Annotated in this window: 12 protein-coding genes; 11 read left to right on the top strand and 1 reads right to left on the bottom strand. The window is 62.2% G+C overall.

All coding sequences use genetic code 11. From position 1 onward, the window contains the following. On the top strand, window positions 1-201 hold a 201-nt coding region (locus tag WBB95_RS07590), incomplete at its 5' end, for a hypothetical protein (protein WP_424487005.1). Next, the gene (locus WBB95_RS07595) at window positions 170-1,375 is read left to right on the top strand and encodes a DUF1835 domain-containing protein (RefSeq protein ID WP_424487006.1); all 1,206 of its coding nucleotides are present in this window, start codon (window positions 170-172) and stop codon (window positions 1,373-1,375) included. The genes WBB95_RS07590 and WBB95_RS07595, both read left to right, overlap by 32 nt. 16 nt (window positions 1,376-1,391) lie before the next feature. Here the strand turns inward: WBB95_RS07595 and WBB95_RS07600 are convergent, their stop codons facing one another. Continuing rightward, the gene (locus WBB95_RS07600; protein ID WP_424487007.1) at window positions 1,392-1,913 is read right to left on the bottom strand and encodes a chemotaxis protein CheY; all 522 of its coding nucleotides are present in this window, start codon (window positions 1,911-1,913) and stop codon (window positions 1,392-1,394) included. 204 nt (window positions 1,914-2,117) lie between these two features. Here WBB95_RS07600 and WBB95_RS07605 point away from each other — a divergent pair, with 204 nt between their 5' ends. From WBB95_RS07605 to WBB95_RS07645, 9 genes are all read left to right on the top strand, one after another. After that, on the top strand, window positions 2,118-2,804 hold the full coding sequence (locus WBB95_RS07605) for a fimbrial biogenesis chaperone (protein WP_424487008.1): 687 nt from the start codon (window positions 2,118-2,120) through the stop codon (window positions 2,802-2,804). 23 nt (window positions 2,805-2,827) lie between these two features. Beyond that, complete coding sequence (locus WBB95_RS07610; protein ID WP_424487009.1) at window positions 2,828-3,811, top strand: hypothetical protein; 984 nt, start codon at window positions 2,828-2,830, stop codon at window positions 3,809-3,811. Window positions 3,812-3,868: 57 nt separating this feature from the next. After that, window positions 3,869-6,667, top strand: coding sequence for an ATP-binding protein (locus WBB95_RS07615; RefSeq protein WP_424487010.1), 2,799 nt, complete (start codon window positions 3,869-3,871; stop codon window positions 6,665-6,667). Next, window positions 6,654-7,847, top strand: a complete 1,194-nt coding sequence (locus tag WBB95_RS07620) for an EAL domain-containing response regulator (RefSeq protein WP_424487011.1) — start codon at window positions 6,654-6,656, stop codon at window positions 7,845-7,847. Before WBB95_RS07615 ends, WBB95_RS07620 begins: the two co-directional genes overlap by 14 nt. A gap of 83 nt (window positions 7,848-7,930) precedes the next feature. Beyond that, window positions 7,931-11,107, top strand: a complete 3,177-nt coding sequence (locus WBB95_RS07625) for a response regulator (RefSeq protein WP_424487012.1) — start codon at window positions 7,931-7,933, stop codon at window positions 11,105-11,107. Window positions 11,108-11,130: 23 nt separating this feature from the next. Further along, the gene (locus WBB95_RS07630; protein ID WP_424487013.1) at window positions 11,131-11,778 is read left to right on the top strand and encodes a response regulator; all 648 of its coding nucleotides are present in this window, start codon (window positions 11,131-11,133) and stop codon (window positions 11,776-11,778) included. 197 nt (window positions 11,779-11,975) lie between these two features. Next, window positions 11,976-12,578 carry a fimbrial protein gene (locus WBB95_RS07635; protein ID WP_424487014.1) on the top strand — a complete coding sequence of 201 codons (603 nt, stop codon included), beginning with the start codon at window positions 11,976-11,978 and terminating at the stop codon, window positions 12,576-12,578. 75 nt (window positions 12,579-12,653) lie between these two features. Further along, window positions 12,654-13,385 carry a fimbrial biogenesis chaperone gene (locus WBB95_RS07640; RefSeq protein WP_424487015.1) on the top strand — a complete coding sequence of 244 codons (732 nt, stop codon included), beginning with the start codon at window positions 12,654-12,656 and terminating at the stop codon, window positions 13,383-13,385. An 87-nt stretch (window positions 13,386-13,472) separates the two neighbouring features. Continuing rightward, window positions 13,473-15,983 carry a fimbria/pilus outer membrane usher protein gene (locus WBB95_RS07645; protein ID WP_424487016.1) on the top strand — a complete coding sequence of 837 codons (2,511 nt, stop codon included), beginning with the start codon at window positions 13,473-13,475 and terminating at the stop codon, window positions 15,981-15,983. The last annotated feature ends 261 nt before the right edge of the window (window positions 15,984-16,244 follow it).

Raw genomic sequence — 16,244 nt, forward strand, 5'->3', positions numbered from 1 at the left:
CCTTGCCGTAAGGGCCGCCTTGCAATCAGCGCCGGCACTGCCTATATTTCCCGCCTGGCGCTCTCTACGCCACCTTCCGCGGAAAGGGCTGCGCCCAAGACATCGACGCTTTACCTCATTTCTACGACTCCCAACCTTGAAGCGGAAAAGGTTTGTGCAAGGAGCTCGTATGTCGCAACGCCGCATTTCCTCGACCACTGATGGCCGTATCAACCTTGAGCAGCAGCGCAAGCGCGCCAAGGAACTGTTGCCGCGCCTGAAAACCGAGAACCCCACCGCCACCTTGTCCCAGGCCCAATGGCAGATCGCCAAGCAGTTGGGTTTCAGCAGTTGGCCCAAGCTCAAGGCACATGTCGATGCCATCGATTTCGCCGCGCGCCATCCTGCTTTCGACGCCAGCGATGAAGCCCGCACCACCCACTGGCGTTGCGGCAATGATATTGCCCACAGCCTGCAGGTCGCAGGCTTCAAGGGCGAGTTTCAGATGCTCACCGACCCCTTGTGCATGGGGCCGGTTCGCGACCTGCCCGGTGAAGATTTCCGCGCCCTGCGCAGCGCCTTTATCAGCCAGGCCTTCAGCCTCGACCACGCCGAAGTCACGCGCCGCGTGCATGCTGAGTACGACCACCTGGAAAGTTTGGCCAGCGCCGATCACAGCGTGCTGTGGTGCGAGGCGGACGCCTATGACCAATTGTTCCTGATACGCGCCCTGGCCGGTCTTGAGCAGGTGCCGCGCAAGCTGGAGCTGATTGAAGTCGATCGCATTCCTGGGGTCGAACGCTTTATTGGCATCGGCCAATTGGCGCCGGATGTACTGGCGTGGCTATGGCCACAACGCCGCGTGATCGACGATGACGCGGTGCAGTTGGCGAAACAGGCGTGGGCCGCTTACTGCGACAGCTCGCCAATCAAGCTCGCCGAGCTGGCCCAGGGCACCCCGCCGGCACTGCCCTTTCTCGCCCCGGCGTTACGGCGCCAGTTGCAGGAGTTGCCAGGCCTTCACGATGGCCTGTCACTCACCGAGCGCCTGTCCCTGGCGTACATCGCCGAGGCCGGGCCGGTGCCATTCGCCAGAGTGTTCGCAGAATTGATGGCGAAGCGTGAGCCCCTGCCATTTCTGGGGGACATGATGTTTCACGCGCTGTTGCGCCCGTTGATCGATGGCGAGCAGCCGTTGCTGACCGAAAGCGCGCCTGACCACGAATGGCCGCGCCGCGAGCTGGCCCTGACGCCGCTGGGGCACGCAGTGCTGAACGGCAATGCCCATTGGCTGGAGCATGCCAGCCATGTGCGCTGGGTCGGTGGGGTGTGCCTCACGCCTCGCCACGCGCATTGGGCGCTGGGCGACGACAACCAGCCGGTGTGGCGCAGCTGAACCCGCGCTGGAAACACTAACGCTTGGGCGACAGCCCGACGGCGCACGCCACCACCGCCGGATCACCCTGGAAGATGGCGCGCGGGGCCATGGCGGGTTGGCCGGCCCGGCTGTCGACGGCACGCAGCGTCGGCCGCTCAACCACCGGCAGGCTGTGCGCCGGGTCGACAATCTCCATGCAGCGGCGCAGCGAGTTGAAGTCGGGCGATTGCGACAGCGACAGGTGCAGGGTCTGGCTCACCGACACCGACACCACCGAACTCTGCGCGCATTGCCCGTCATAGATCAGCGTGTGGCGGATCAGCGGGTTGTCATGGCAGTACTTCAACAGGTTGACCTGGCGCGAGCGCACCAACGCGGTGTTGATGATCAACAGGTCGAACGCCACACCGGTCGCGCGCGTCAACGCCTGCAACTCGTCGAACGAACTCAAGGGGGCAATGCGGTAATAGCCCAGTTGGTTGAGCATTTTCTCGATCTTGATCCGCTGCAGCAGGTCTGCATCGGCAATCAGAAGGCGTAACGCTTTATTGGACATAGGGTAAACCTGACAGTTGGGCATCAGCGTCGATCATTCAACGCTGAACACGTTAACCGTCGGGGGTGAAACATGACTTTAAGGCGATTCTGAAACGGTCAGCGGCACAGCGGCGCACTTTAAGAATCGCCTGAAAGCCTTCGCCCCCGCCTCGCCCTAGCATGGACAGCGTCCCTATACGCCGCATGGAATTCCCCTGTGTTCATGTTTCTACTCAGAATGGTGCTGCTCACCAGCAGCCTGCTGATCCTCGCGCCACCGCCCGCCAGCGCGGCGCTGAAGATCGAAGGCACGCGCCTGATCTATTTCGGCCACGACAAGGAAGCCAACATCAGCGTGGTCAACCAGGCGCCACGCGAGGTGGTGGTGCAAACCTGGATCACCGGAGAGGATCAATCCAACGGCCGCGACGTGCCGTTTGCCGTCACCGAGCCGTTGGTACAGATGGGCGCGGGAGAGCATCACCGACTGCGAATCCTGTATGCCGGCGAAGGTTTACCCACGGACCGCGAATCGCTGTTCTGGCTCAACATCATGGAAATCCCGCTCAAGCCGGAAGACCCCAACAGCGTGCAATTTGCCATTCGCCAACGGCTCAAGCTGTTCTATCGGCCACCCGCGCTTGAGGGTGGCTCGGCGGAGGCCGTGAAGCAGTTGCTCTGGAGCAGCGCAGACGGGCGTACCGTCACGGTTAGCAACCCCAGTGCGTTTCACCTGTCGCTGGTGAACGTGCACACCGACAGTCAGGCGCTCAGCGATTACTTGCTGCTCAAGCCCCATGAGCGCAAAACCCTGACCGCGCCGACACTTTTGCCAGCAGGCACCACCCTCCACTTCACCGAAATCACCGATATCGGCTTGCAGGCCCGCCATAGCGCGGTGCTCAAGTGATCGCTCGCGGGGTACTTGCACCTATGTCACTGACCAAACGTTTTTTGCCGATGCTGCTGTGGGCTTGTGCGGTACTGCCCGCCACCAGCCACGCGCTCGCCTGCCGCGAAGACGGCACCAATTCGATCATCACCCAAGAGGCGCTGGGCACGGCGCTGGCGGTGGCCGCCGATGCGCCCAACGGTACGATTATCTGGGAGTCGGGGCCACGCTCGACCAATGTGATCTGCAAGGACGACTACAACCACGGCCGCGAGGAAGTGTATTTCTACGTCAACCCGGCCAGCGTCAGTATCGGCACCGGGATTCGCGTGGGCATTCGCTATAACAACCAGCCCATCACCCAAAGCACCGGCAAGGTCGGTACCGGGTTCTTTTCCGACCGTGGCTGCAATTTGTCCAGCTGCGTGGGCTGGGACAAGGCACGCTTCACCCTCAACTTCAGTGTATTCATCGAGAAATACGACCCCACCCCACCGAGCGGCCAGGCGAGTACCTTGACCTCGTACCGGGTGTTCCAGCTCGACGGTGTGCGCGGGCTTAACTCACGGCCCAACAGCAACTTCAACTACGTGGTCACCGGCATGAACGACATCCGCTTCGTGCCGTGCACGCCCGAGCTGACCATCAGCCCCAGCGTGGTGAACTTCCCCACGCCTTCGCGCAAGGCGTCGATCGGTGAAGTCGCCAGCACCGCGAACTTCAGCCTGAGCCTGCGCAAGGGCTGCGACACGCCGTACACCGTCAGCGCACGTTTTGCCACCACGCCAGGCGGCGGCAATGTGGTCAATGGGTTGCTGGTGCCGGATAACAACAGTTCGGTGGGTATTGCGCTGTCCCGCGCCGAGAGCCAACAGCAACTGCCGTTCAACACCTGGTTCACGCTGCAAGAACTGATGGGCCTGGGCCAGAGCCACGATGAATTTCGCGCCGACTTGAAATGGCGCACCTTGCCGATTCCCGGCGCATTCGACGCCGCGGTGGTGGTGGATATGTATTACAAGTAGGCCGCTTTTAAGGATCGTCTTATGCCAGGCGCGCGGACCAGCGCTTAAAGTCTGCCGATGCGATTGAAAAGTTACCTGCTCCAGATCAACCCCGTCCTTTCCCGACCCGAAGCAGCCAGACGGCTGCTTCGTATTTTTGCGACCGTGCTGCTCGTCGGTATCCTCAGCGGGGTCTATACCTTCCTGCTGTCCACGTTCAACAACGACATCTCCCTGCGCCGTGGCTACATGAGCAGCGCCATCGCCGAAGCACATACCTTTTTCACCAACCGTGCGGCACTGCTCGAAAGCCTCAGCCTGTCAGCGGTACGCAAACAGGCCAGGATCTACCCCTCCTCTGCCGAGGAAGAGCATGTGCAGCTGGGCGATACCCCCGGCAACCAGTGGAACATCTGGCTGACCGCGCGCCTGCGCGACTACCTCAAGGCCAAGCAGCTCAACCTGCTCTACGTGAACGCCGGCCCCAGCCCGCAGGTCACGCGACTGTACGACGCGACGTCAACGGTGTTGCCGATTTCCAAGGGCCTGCTCAATCGTCTCAAGGCGTTGCAACACAGCGACCCGGCGACGCTCCACGAGTTGTGGCTGAGCGACACCAGCGAGCAGCACGCGCACCTGTACATCTTCATTCGCCTGGACGAGCGCGATGCCGAATCGGGCTGGCTGGGGCTGGAGATGGAGAGCCGCGAAGTGTCTTCAACCCTCAGCGACCAGAGTGCGGGCGAGTTCATGATGCTCAACTCCCAGGGCATGCTGGTGTTCACCAACAGCGTCGACCCGCGCCTGAGCCAGCAACGCCTGAGGCCCGGCGAAGACAGCTTTTTCGGGTTTGTCGGCAGCGGTTTTCTGCCCGACCATCTGGTGATCCGCAAACACCTGAAGTCGTCCGACTGGCAGCTGATGTACTCCATCGACTTGCGCGCGGTGGTCACCGGTTTATGGAAGCAGCTGCTTGGCTCGCTGCTGTTCTGCCTGTTCAGCGTGACGCTGATCTGGCTGGTGATGCGCCGTGTCGACCAGCGTTTCATCATCCCCTCGATCCACCGTATCCAGGCGCTGATCGAAAGCGAGGCGTTCGGTCGCGATGTGATCCAGACCGCGCCCGTCGCCCTCTGTGTACTGCGCCGCACCGACGGCCAGGTGGTGTTGGAAAACACCCTGGCCCAGCAGTTGCTGGGCAGCGGCCCGGAGCGCGAGGCATTGCGCGCCGGCTGGATCGAACAGGCCTTCGCCGACGGGCCCTCCGAGCGCAGCGATTACTTTGAAACCATCGACGGCCGCCACCTGTACCTGAGCAGCGCGCCGACCCGCTACAAAGGCGAGGACGTGCTGTTTTGCGCCTTCAGCGATATCAGTGCGCGCAAACAGGTCGAGGCGGCGCTGGAAGAAGCGCGGCAATCGGCGGACGCCGCCAACGCTGCGAAAACCCTGTTCCTGGCAACCATGAGCCACGAAATCCGCACGCCGCTGTATGGCGTGCTCGGCACCCTCGAACTGCTGGCGCGCACGCAACTGGACACCCAGCAAAAAGACTACTTGCACGCCATCGAAGGCTCGTCCTCGACCCTGCTGCAATTGATTTGCGATGTGCTCGACGTGTCAAAAATCGAGGCCGGGCAACTGGCGCTGGAATTGAGCGAATTCTCGCCCCTGGACCTGGTCCACGAAATCATCCAGGGCTATGCCGCCGCCGCCCAAGGCAAAGGCCTGCAACTCTACGCCTGCTTCGACCCGAAGCTGCCGGAGCGGTTGATCGGCGACGTGACGCGCATCCGCCAGATCCTGAATAACCTGCTCAACAACGCGGTGAAGTTCACCGACTACGGGCGCGTGGTGCTGCGGGTCAAGGTGCTCGGGCGCGATGGCGAGCGTTCCAGCCTGTTGTGGCAGGTTTCGGACACCGGCAAAGGCATCGCCCAGGAAGACCAGGCGATGATTTTCGAGCCGTTTTACCAAAGCGAAGGCAACACCAACGTAGTGGCTGGCACCGGCCTGGGCCTGCCGATCTGCCAGCGCCTGACAGAGTTGATGAACGGCAACATCCGCATGGTCAGCGAGCTGGGCCTGGGCAGCAGCTTCAGCCTGATCCTGCCACTGGAAGCGGCGCCAACCCTGCCGGTGACACCGCTGTTGGCCGAGACCATTTACGTGGCGTCGCCCATCCCGGAATTGGCCAATTCCATCAGCGGCTGGTTGCGCCGCTGGGGTGCACGGGCGCAGACCGGCCTGCCGACGCTGCCCGACAGTCATCTGTTGCTGCAAGTGCATCCCGGCAGCGTCGACCCGTTGCTGGCGCCCGAATGGCCGGGCCCGGTAATCCACGTCAGCAGCAATGCCTGCAATGCCCTGGAGGCCGACGCCGGCGCATGGCACGTCAACCTCAACCACCTCGGCGCGATTCACCAGGCCGTCAGCCAGGCGCAAGGGCTATGGGTGGCCCGCGCCGATGAGCAGACACGCCACCGTGACCTGACCAAACTCAACCTGCACCTGCTGGTGGCCGAGGACAACATCATCAACCAGCTGATATTGCGTGACCAACTGGAAGAACTCGGCTGCACCGTGGAGCTGGCGGCCGATGGTCAGGAAGCGTTGCAGCTGTACACCGCCGGCAACTTCGACGTGGTGTTGACGGACGTGAACATGCCCCACATCAACGGCTATGAACTGGCGCGCGAACTGCGGCGCCAGGGCTGCCCGTTGCCGATTATCGGGGCCACCGCCAACGCCATGCGCGGCGAGGCCGACCTGTGCCTGGCCGCCGGCATGAACCATTGCCTGGTCAAACCCTTTGCGTTGCGGGCTCTATTCAACTCCCTGGCGCCTTATGCACGGATCACCCATGAAGCCCCTTAGTATTTTGATTGTTGAGGACCATCCCCTGCAGCACATCTACCTGCAGCACTTGCTCAGTGAGTTGGGGGATTTCATGCTCGAAACCGCCGAGGATGGCAAACAAGCGCTGGAGCGTCTGCGCCAGCGGGATTTCGACCTGGTATTGACCGACCTGCTGATGCCCGGCATGGACGGTGTGCAGTTTATCCAGTGCCTGGCTAACCTGCGCTGCAAGCCGGCACTGGCAATCATGAGCGCGGCATCGCGGCGCATGTTGATGGCGGCAAGCCTGGTGGCGAAAAACCTCAATGTGGAGGTGATCGGCTTGATCTCCAAACCGGTCGCCGCCGACGCGTTGCGCAGCCTGATCGACCAGCTCAGGAACACCGCGCGCAAGCCCTCACCCGTACTCCCCGAACACCTGGACATCGACCGCCACACACTGGTCCAGGCCATGAGCGCGGGCCAGTTCCAGGCGTGGTTCCAGCCGAAAAAGTCCCTGGACAACGGCCGCATCGTCGCCGCCGAAGCCCTGGTGCGCTGGATGCACCCCGAGCAAGGGGTGATGCTGCCGGCCGCGTTCCTGCCGGCGATCAAGGCCTTCGAGCTGGAGGAGCGGCTGTTATGGCTGGTGCTTAAACAGGCGATCCACGCCCAGGAGCGCTGGCGCCAACGGGGTTATGAAATCCCGGTGTCGATCAACCTGCCCACGCACCTGCTCAACAGCCACGACCTGGCCGACCGGCTGCTGGAGTTCGTGCTGCACCACGACGGCATCCCGGGGATGATCTGCTTCGAGTTGATGGAGTGCTCGGTGCCGCAGGACATCAGCAACTTCTACGCCGGGGCCTGTCGCCTGCGCATCAAGGGTTTCGGGCTGTCCCAGGATGACTTCGGCAAGGGCTACAGCTCGTACCTGAATCTGGTGTCCACGCCATTCACCGAACTCAAGATCGACCAGGCGCTGGTCCAGGGCAGCCATGACAACGAAGGCATCGCCCAGGCCCTGGCGAGCATCATCGCGCTGGGCCGCAAACTCGGCCTGACGGTGGTGGCCGAAGGCGTCGAGACACCCCAGCAGTTGGCCTTGCTGCGCAAAATCGACTGCAATCAAGTGCAGGGCTTCCTGATCTCTCACGCGGTGTCTTCCGACCAATTTCAGCAATTACTGAACAATGATGGCCCCGCGACATCTCACTAGCTGGCGGTCACGGATTATCTGTCCGATAGTAAGGAGTAAGCTCCATCCAGTGCCGATTTATCCTGCGCCTGCGGAAACCCCTGATGAAGCACAACAACGCGGTCCTTGAAGCCTTCACCCGCAGCTCATTGCGCCTGAACAAAGGCCTGATGGTGCTGATTGGAATCGCGTTGCTGCTGGTGCTTAGCAACTACTGGTCACTGCAACGCGGGGTCGAGACGCGGTATGGCGCCACGCGCTTTCACTTCGCGCGTCTGATGGAAAACCTGCATGAACAGGAGTCGTACCTCAGGAGCCTGACGCACCCAGGCATCCAGGCTGAACTGCTGCGCGCCACCAACGTGCAGGTCAGCCTGAAAAGCCGCATGGTCGATAACCGGCGCACGCTGTACGAAGGCCAGAAGTATTCGTTTTCGGTGCCGTTCAGCGTCAAGTTCGATGAGCAGCAGGTCAGCACCGCCGCCCGGCCCCAGATTTTCGCGCTGGGTGCGCACCTGACCAGCTACTTCAGCGCGTTCTGGTCCTCGTCGCCCTACGAGGCGCCGCAGACCTTTCTGTTCAATCGCCATACGCATTACACCATCACGATTCCGTCGGTCGGCTACCTGCGCCGGGAAAACACCGAGGAAACCGGCAACCTGGTGGCGCTGGTCAACGCGGTGCAACTCACCCTCGAACAGACGCCGCAGCCGCTGGAACAGAACCGGGTGTATTGGCAGGCAGGCCCGGCACCCGACCACCTGCTGGCCTACATCGGCCTGCCACTCGACAGCCAGGAACAGGCCGTCGTCGGCACCTTGCTGGACGTTTCCCAGGTCGATGATGTGCAGCGCGCCCTGGACCATTCGGCGTTTGATCGTTTTACCTTGATCGCCCCCGACGGCAACCGGCTGGTTGGGCCGGAGGTGGCCGGTGCGCCGCTCAGCGATGGCGTGCACTTCACGGCGCAGGGCTTTGAATTCAAGATCACCCAGGCCGGCGACCAGCCCTGGAGCGCGATCTATGGCCTGAACTACTCGCATTTCTTCCATTCGGCGTTGTGGCCGCTGAGCAGCCTGGCGCTGTTACTGGCCAGCCTGGTGACGCTGGGTTGGGCGGGCAGCCGCTGGTATCGACGCCAGGTGATTGCCCCAGCGCGCCTGGCCCACGAACGCATTGCTGAAAGCGTGGCCTTCAGCCGCGTGATCATCGACACCGCGCCCACCGGTTTGTGCGTGGTACGACGCAGCGACGGCAAGGTATTGATCGAGAACCAGCGCGCCCAGCAATGGCCGGGCACCGCACGCCTGGTGGCGTCCCTGGCCGGGGTACACGACAGCGCCGAGAGTGGCGAGACGCACCTGGAAATCGAAGGGCGGCACCTGCAAATCGGCTTTGTATCGACCCGCTACCAGGCCGAGGACGTGCGCCTGTATGCCTTCAACGACATCACCCGGCATATCGACGATGCGTCGGCCCTGGAGGACGCACGCCGCGCCGCCGATGCGGCCAACGAGGCCAAGACGCTGTTCCTGGCAACCATGAGCCATGAAATCCGCACACCGCTGTATGGCGTGCTCGGCACCCTGGAGTTGCTCGGCCTGACCGACCTGGACCCGCACCAGAAAACCTACCTGCACACCATCCAGCGCTCGTCCGCCACGCTGTTCCAGCTGATCAGCGATGTGCTGGATGTGTCGAAGATCGAATCCGGGCAAATGGCGATAGAAGCCGTCGAGTTCTGCCCGCTGGATATACTTGAAGACACCCTGCACACCTATGCCGCGTTCGCCCAACGCAAGGGTTTGCAGCTTTACAGCTGCATCGACCCACAGTTGCCGGACAGCGTGCTGGGCGACCCGATGCGCATCCGCCAGATCCTCAACAACCTGGTGAGCAATGCGATCAAGTTCACCGATATCGGCCGCGTCGTGATTCGCGCCCGGGTCACCGCACGCGACGCCGATAACGTCGACCTGGAGTGGCAAGTCACCGACTCCGGTGTGGGTATTCCCGAGGCACAGCAGGCCAAGTTGTTCGACCTGTTTTACCAGGCACCGGACACCGCAAGCGAAGGCGGCGCCGGGCTTGGACTGCCGATTTGCCGGTGGCTCGCGCAGATGATGGACGGCGAGATACGGGTGGTCAGCGAGCCCGGCCTGGGCAGCAGCTTTACCCTGAAGATGCGCCTGCCGCTGTGCGGCGGCGAATTGACCAACCTGCCGCTGATCGAACCGAGCCCTACACCGGTGTATGTGCAGGCACCGGTGCGCGAGTTGGCGCAGTCGATCAGTGACTGGCTCAATCGCCTGGGCATCGCTGCAGCCCTGGCCGCGACCACACAGGAGCAGAATAACCGCCAGGCGGTGCTGGTCGACCTGCTGCCCAACGAGCCCGCCGTGCCCTGGCCCGGCCAGCGCGTAGTGTGCCTGCCGGGCGCACACAGCCCGCCGCTGCACACAGCCCAGGGTTGGGTCGTCGACCTGCACGATGTGCGTGCCATTGCCGCCACGGTGTCATTGGCACAGCACGGCAAGCACGAACATCCGCCCGCCGCCCGACCACACAGCGCCGGGCAGTTGGGGCTGCGCATCCTGGTGGCCGAGGACAACCCGATCAACCAGGCGATCATCAAGGAACAACTGGAGGCGCTCGGCTGCTCGGTGACCCTGGCCGCCAACGGCGAACAGGCGCTCAACCTGTGGCAGCCACAGGCCTTTGACCTGGTGCTGACCGACGTGAACATGCCGCTGATGAATGGCTACGAACTGGCCAGCACTCTCAGGGCGCATGAGCCGCTGTTGCCGATCATCGGCGTCACCGCCAACGCCATGCGCGAGGAAGGCGTGCGCTGCCTGGCGGTGGGCATGAATGCCTGGATCGTCAAGCCGTTGAGCCTGCAAACCCTGCGCGGTCACTTGATCAAGCTGTGCAAGGTCAAGCCGCCGCCTGAGCCTGTGCCCGAGCGGTTCAACGACAGCGTGCAACTGTCGGACAAGATGCGCCCGCTGTTCATCAGCAGCTTGCAGCAGGACGTTCAGCGTATCGACGTGGCGCTGGCCCAGCGTGATGCGCACGGCCTCGGCCAACTGCTGCATTCGACTGCCGGTGCCTTGGGCGCCGTGCAGGCGCTGAACCTGGCCCAGGCCTGCATCGAACTGGAAAACGCACTGAACCGTGGCAGCCTCGACACAACGCTTGAGCTCAAGGTGAAGGCTGTCATACAGCGACTGTCGGCCGTCCTGGAAACGCTCCAGCCCGGGCACACTTCACTCACTTGAACTGGCATTACGGACGGCCCTTTATGAAAAAATTCAACGTGGTTATCGCGGACGATCACCCGATCGTGCTGCTCGGGGTACGCGAACTGGTAGAGCGCGACACACGCTTTCACGTGGTGGGCGAGGCCGTGTGTTCGGCGGGGCTGATCGAGTTGCTGCAACGCCTGGACGCCGACATCGTGATCACCGACTACAACATGCCGGGTGACTCGCCCTATGGCGATGGCCTGAAGCTGGTGGAGTACCTGAAACGGCATTTTCCGCAGGTACAGATTTTGATCCTGACGATGATTTCCAACCACCTGATTCTCACCCGCCTGCAGGAGCTGGGGGTGGTCGGCATCATCCAGAAAAGCCAGTTGCACACCGAGATTCAACTGGCACTCAAGGCGATTGCGCAGCAGAGCGCCTATCGCAGCCTGGAACCGCCCAAGACCTCGGTGATCGAGACGCTCACGGCCATCGACGAGCGCTTCACCACCTTGTCGCCCAAAGAGTTCGAGATCCTGCGTTTATTTATTTCCGGCATGAGCGTGAGTGATATTGCGCGCAGCCAGAACCGAAGTTCAAAAACCATCAGCGCACAAAAGATCTCGGCCATGCGCAAACTTGAAGTGGGCAGCGACCAGGACCTTCTCGCCTATTGCCTGGCGCGTAACATCTTCAACTAACGCACCCTTCGCAAGCCATTCCTGGACAATGGCTTCGCCCCCGATTTTCCTGGCTTTGCACCCGCCCTTTGGTGCAACTAACCCGCCTTTTTCACGGCTTATAAGAATCGTCTTATTCGCGCCCGCCGCCTCGCCGCTTACTCTTTCCTCGCAGTTCAACACGCGCATTTTTCCAACTAACACTTACGGACATCATCATGAAGAAGTTTTCCCTGGCTGTTATCGCCTCGGCCATTATCGCCGCCTCCGGCAGTGCATTCGCCGTCGACCCGGCGCCAACCCCAACCCTGGGCGGCAGCGGTAAAATCACCTTCACCGGCGTGATCAACAACGACGCCTGCTCGGTGGACGGTGCCAACTCCGACCGCACCATTTCCGTGGACATGGGCAACGTGTCGATCAAGGACATGGGCACCGCCGAAAACCCAACCGCAGGCCGTGTGACCGCCAAAGACTTCAACCTGAACGTCAACTGCAACCAGGGCACCAAAGTCGCAATGATCTTTGACGCCACCAACGGCGGTTCGGGCCTGGTCACCGGCAAGAAAGTGCTGGCGCTGAACCCGGGTTCGGCCACCGCGCAAAACGTCGGCATTGCTCTGCTCGACAGCAATGGCAGCTTGATCGACCTCAGTTCGCAGGCCACCGCACGCATCGAAAGCACCATGCACGGCCAAGGCACGGCGGGCGGCGACGCCACCCTGAGCTTCGCAGCCGCCTACGTCACGACGTCTGCAGCCAATGCCTCCACGGCCGGTCGCGGTGATGCCACCCTGCCGTTCATCCTGCAATACGAATAACCCCGGCGCCCCGAGCACCGAACGCGCGAGGCCCTGCGGCCTCGCCATTTCTTCTGATGACACCGGATAACCCTCATGCTGCCTCGTTCTATCGCCGCATGCCTGGGGCTGCTGGGCATGCTTCTGGCTACCCAGGCCGCCGCCAGCATTTCATTGAATGCCACCCGTATCGTGTTTGATGGCGACCACAAGGAAGCCAATATCACCGCGCGCAACGGCAACCAGGATGTATTGGTCCAGTCCTGGGTCGACATGAACGATGCCAGCGGCAGCCGCGCACCGTTTGCCGTGACCCCGCCATTGGCGCGCGTGTTCGCCAAGGAACAGCAACTGCTGCGCATCCTCTACGAAGGCACTGGCATGCCCACGGACCGCGAGTCGGTGGTGTGGCTCAACGTGCAGGAAATACCCAAGGCCAGTGAGGCCGAGAACACCTTGCAGTTGGCCATCCGCCAACGCATCAAGATTTTTTATCGCCCTGCCGGCCTCACAGGCAGTGCGTTGCAGGCACCCGCCCAGCTGGAATGGACACTCACCCAACACGGCGCGCACACCCTGTTGCAGGTGAAAAACCCGACGCTGTACCACGTGTCCATGGCCGATATTAAGGTGCAGGCGCAACTGGCCAGCGACTCGACCATGATTGCGCCCGGCGAGGAAAAACAGTTCCCGCTCACGGCGCCGCCAGCGCCCGGCCCGGTGCAACTGTCGTTTTCCAGCATCAACGACTATGGCGCGCAGAACCACTACACCGCCGCGCTGTCGGGCGTCGCTTCGCACGCCACTGAATCGCGTCTCAAACCTTAAGCCCTTTTTCTCACACCCACAGGCTCACCTCGCGTGCGTGTTCGCGTGCCCGCCTGTTCGCCAATCAGGGATGTCACAGGTCTTCGCATGTCTTTTCTTTCCAGCAACAGGCCCGCGCGTGGCGCACTGAAGTTAAAGACGCTGTCGTTCGCGATTGCCGCCAGCCTGCCCGCCTGGGCAATGGCTGACGAGGCGGCGGAAACCTTCAACACCACGTTCCTGCAAGGCTCGCAATCCAGCGTAGACCTGCAGCAGTTGCTCTCTGCCAACAGCGTGCTGCCGGGCAACTACCGCGTCGACCTTTACAGCAATGAAGTGCTGGTGGGTCGGCGCGATATCGACTTCAAGCGCAACCCGAAAAACAGCCGGGTCGAAGCCTGCCTGACCCTTGACCTGCTCAAACAACTGGGCGTCGACATGGCGCGTTTGCAAGCCGAGGGCAAGCTCGACCCGCAGCACCCGCAGGACTGCTACGCCCTCGCCGAGATGATTGAAGACGCCAGCGTGCGCTACGACAGCAGCCGCTTGCGCCTGATGGCGAGCATTCCGCAAGTCGCCATGCAGCGTGGCCTGCGTGGCTATGTCGACCCGCAGTTGTGGGACGATGGCGTGCCCGCCGCGTTCATCAACTACCAGCTCAACAGCAGCCGCACCGCCGGCGACTACAAAACGCGGATCTCGAATAACCTCGGCCTGCGCAACGGCATCAACCTGGGTGCCTGGCGCCTGCGCAACGAGTCGAACCTGAGTGGCGGCACCGGGCGTTCGAACACCTACACCAGCAACCGCAGCTACCTGCAGCATGACGTGACGGCGATCAAGGGCCAGTTCAGCGCCGGTGAGATTTTCTCCGACACCGACCTGTTCGACAGCGTGCGCTACCGCGGCCTCAAGCTGGCCTCCGACGACGGCATGCGCGCCGACAGCGAGCGCGGCTATGCGCCGGTTATCCGTGGCGTGGCCCAGACCAACGCGACCGTGGAGATCCGCCAGAACGACTACATCCTCTACACCGCCAACGTGGCGCCGGGGCCGTTCGAGATCAACGACATTTACCCCAGCGGTTCCAACGGCGACTTGCAAATCACCGTGATCGAAGCCGACGGCAGCCGCCGTGTGACCTTGCAAGCGTTTTCCAGCTTGCCGATCATGGTGCGTGAAGGCCAGGTGAAGTACAGCCTCTCGGCGGGCACGTTCAAGAGCAATGCCGACGGGTTGGCAAGCCCGCGTTTTATCAGCGGCACGTTGGCGTATGGCTTGACCAGCAACCTCAGCGGGATTGTCGGGTTGCAAGCCAGCGAGGACTACAACGCGCTGTCCATCGGCGCCGGTAGGAACACCGCGTTCGGCGCCTTCTCGCTGGACACCACCCACTCTTCCAGCAAGGCCCAGGGGCAGACCACCCAGGGCAGCAGCGTGCGCGCGCTGTATGCAAAAACCTTTACCGGCACCGACACCAACTTCACCCTGGCCGCGTACCGCTACTCCACCGAGGGTTACCGCACCCTCACCGACCATGTCGAAGACAGCAGCCAAGACGTGCGCGTGCGCACCGGCCACTCGAAAACCCGCACCGACCTGACCATCAACCAGAGCCTTGGACGTAACAGTGAATTCGGCAGCCTGTACGTGAACGCCAGCGACCAGCGCTACTGGAATCGCGGCGGCTCCCAGAGCTTTTCGGCCGGTTACACCAGCAACTGGGGCGACTTGAGCTATAACCTCGGCGTGACGCGCACCAAGCAAATCGTCACCTGGGGCGAGCCGAGCAGTGACACCCAGGTGAACCTGTCCATCTCTTTCCCATTGGGCAGCCAGGCCCGTGCGCCTCGGGCGTTCGTCACCACCAGCCGCCAGCACGGCGACACCACCACCCAAGCGGGCATCAATGGCTACGTGGCCGACACCAGCGACACCTTTTACTCGGTGCAGGCGGGACACAGTGACACCAGTGGCGATTCCGGCTCGGTGAATATCAACAGCCGCACCTCCGTGGCAGACGTCAGCCTCGGCTACAGCCAGGGCCAGGGCTACAACTCGCAGAACCTCAACCTTGCCGGTTCGGTGGTCGCGCATGCGGGTGGTATCAACCTTGGGCAGACGGTCAGCGAGACCTTCGCACTGGCCGAAGTGCCGGGCATCTCCGGGGCCAAGATCAGCAGCTACAGCGGGGTCGAAACGGGCTACAACGGTTACGCGGTGATCCCCAATGCGCAACCTTACCGGGTCAACTGGATCAGCCTGGACACCCGCGACCTGGGTGGCGATGTGGAGATCACCAACGCCACCCAACAGCTGGTGCCACGCCGTGGCGCCATCGTGGTGGCGCACTACAGCGGCACCCAAGGGCGGCGCGTGTTGTTTGAGTTGTTTGATGCGCAGCATAAGCCACTGTCGTTTGGGGCTTCGCTTGAGGACTCGAGCGGTAAGCAACTGGCGATTGCTGACCCGAACGGGAATGCCCTGGCGTTGGTGGAGGAGGATCAGGGGACGTTGGTTATCAAATGGGGTGAGCAGCAGTGCAGTGCAACCTATGCGTTGGCGCCGCAGAACAAGGCGTTGAATTATGAGCGGCAGGTGTTGGTGTGTGGACCTTGAGGGGCTGGGTGGGAGTGTGTGTGTATCCGGTATTTGGGTGATGGCTTCTAGGGGTTCCGCTCTTACAGCGGGTCACTTTCGAAAAGCGCGAAAGTAACCAAAGCGCTCTTGCCCCTCCACTCGGCACCTCGCTTGGGCTCGGTGTGCCCTCACACAGGCTTTGGAGCGTGGGCCGCCGTGGTTAACGGGGCGCCTCAGATCAAGATCACAATCACCGCGGTGCTGCCATCGCAGCATAAGTATCTACACATCGTTGTAGTG

Origin of the sequence: Pseudomonas sp., from assembly GCF_049645325.1 — a bacterium.
Classification (GTDB): domain Bacteria; phylum Pseudomonadota; class Gammaproteobacteria; order Pseudomonadales; family Pseudomonadaceae; genus Aquipseudomonas.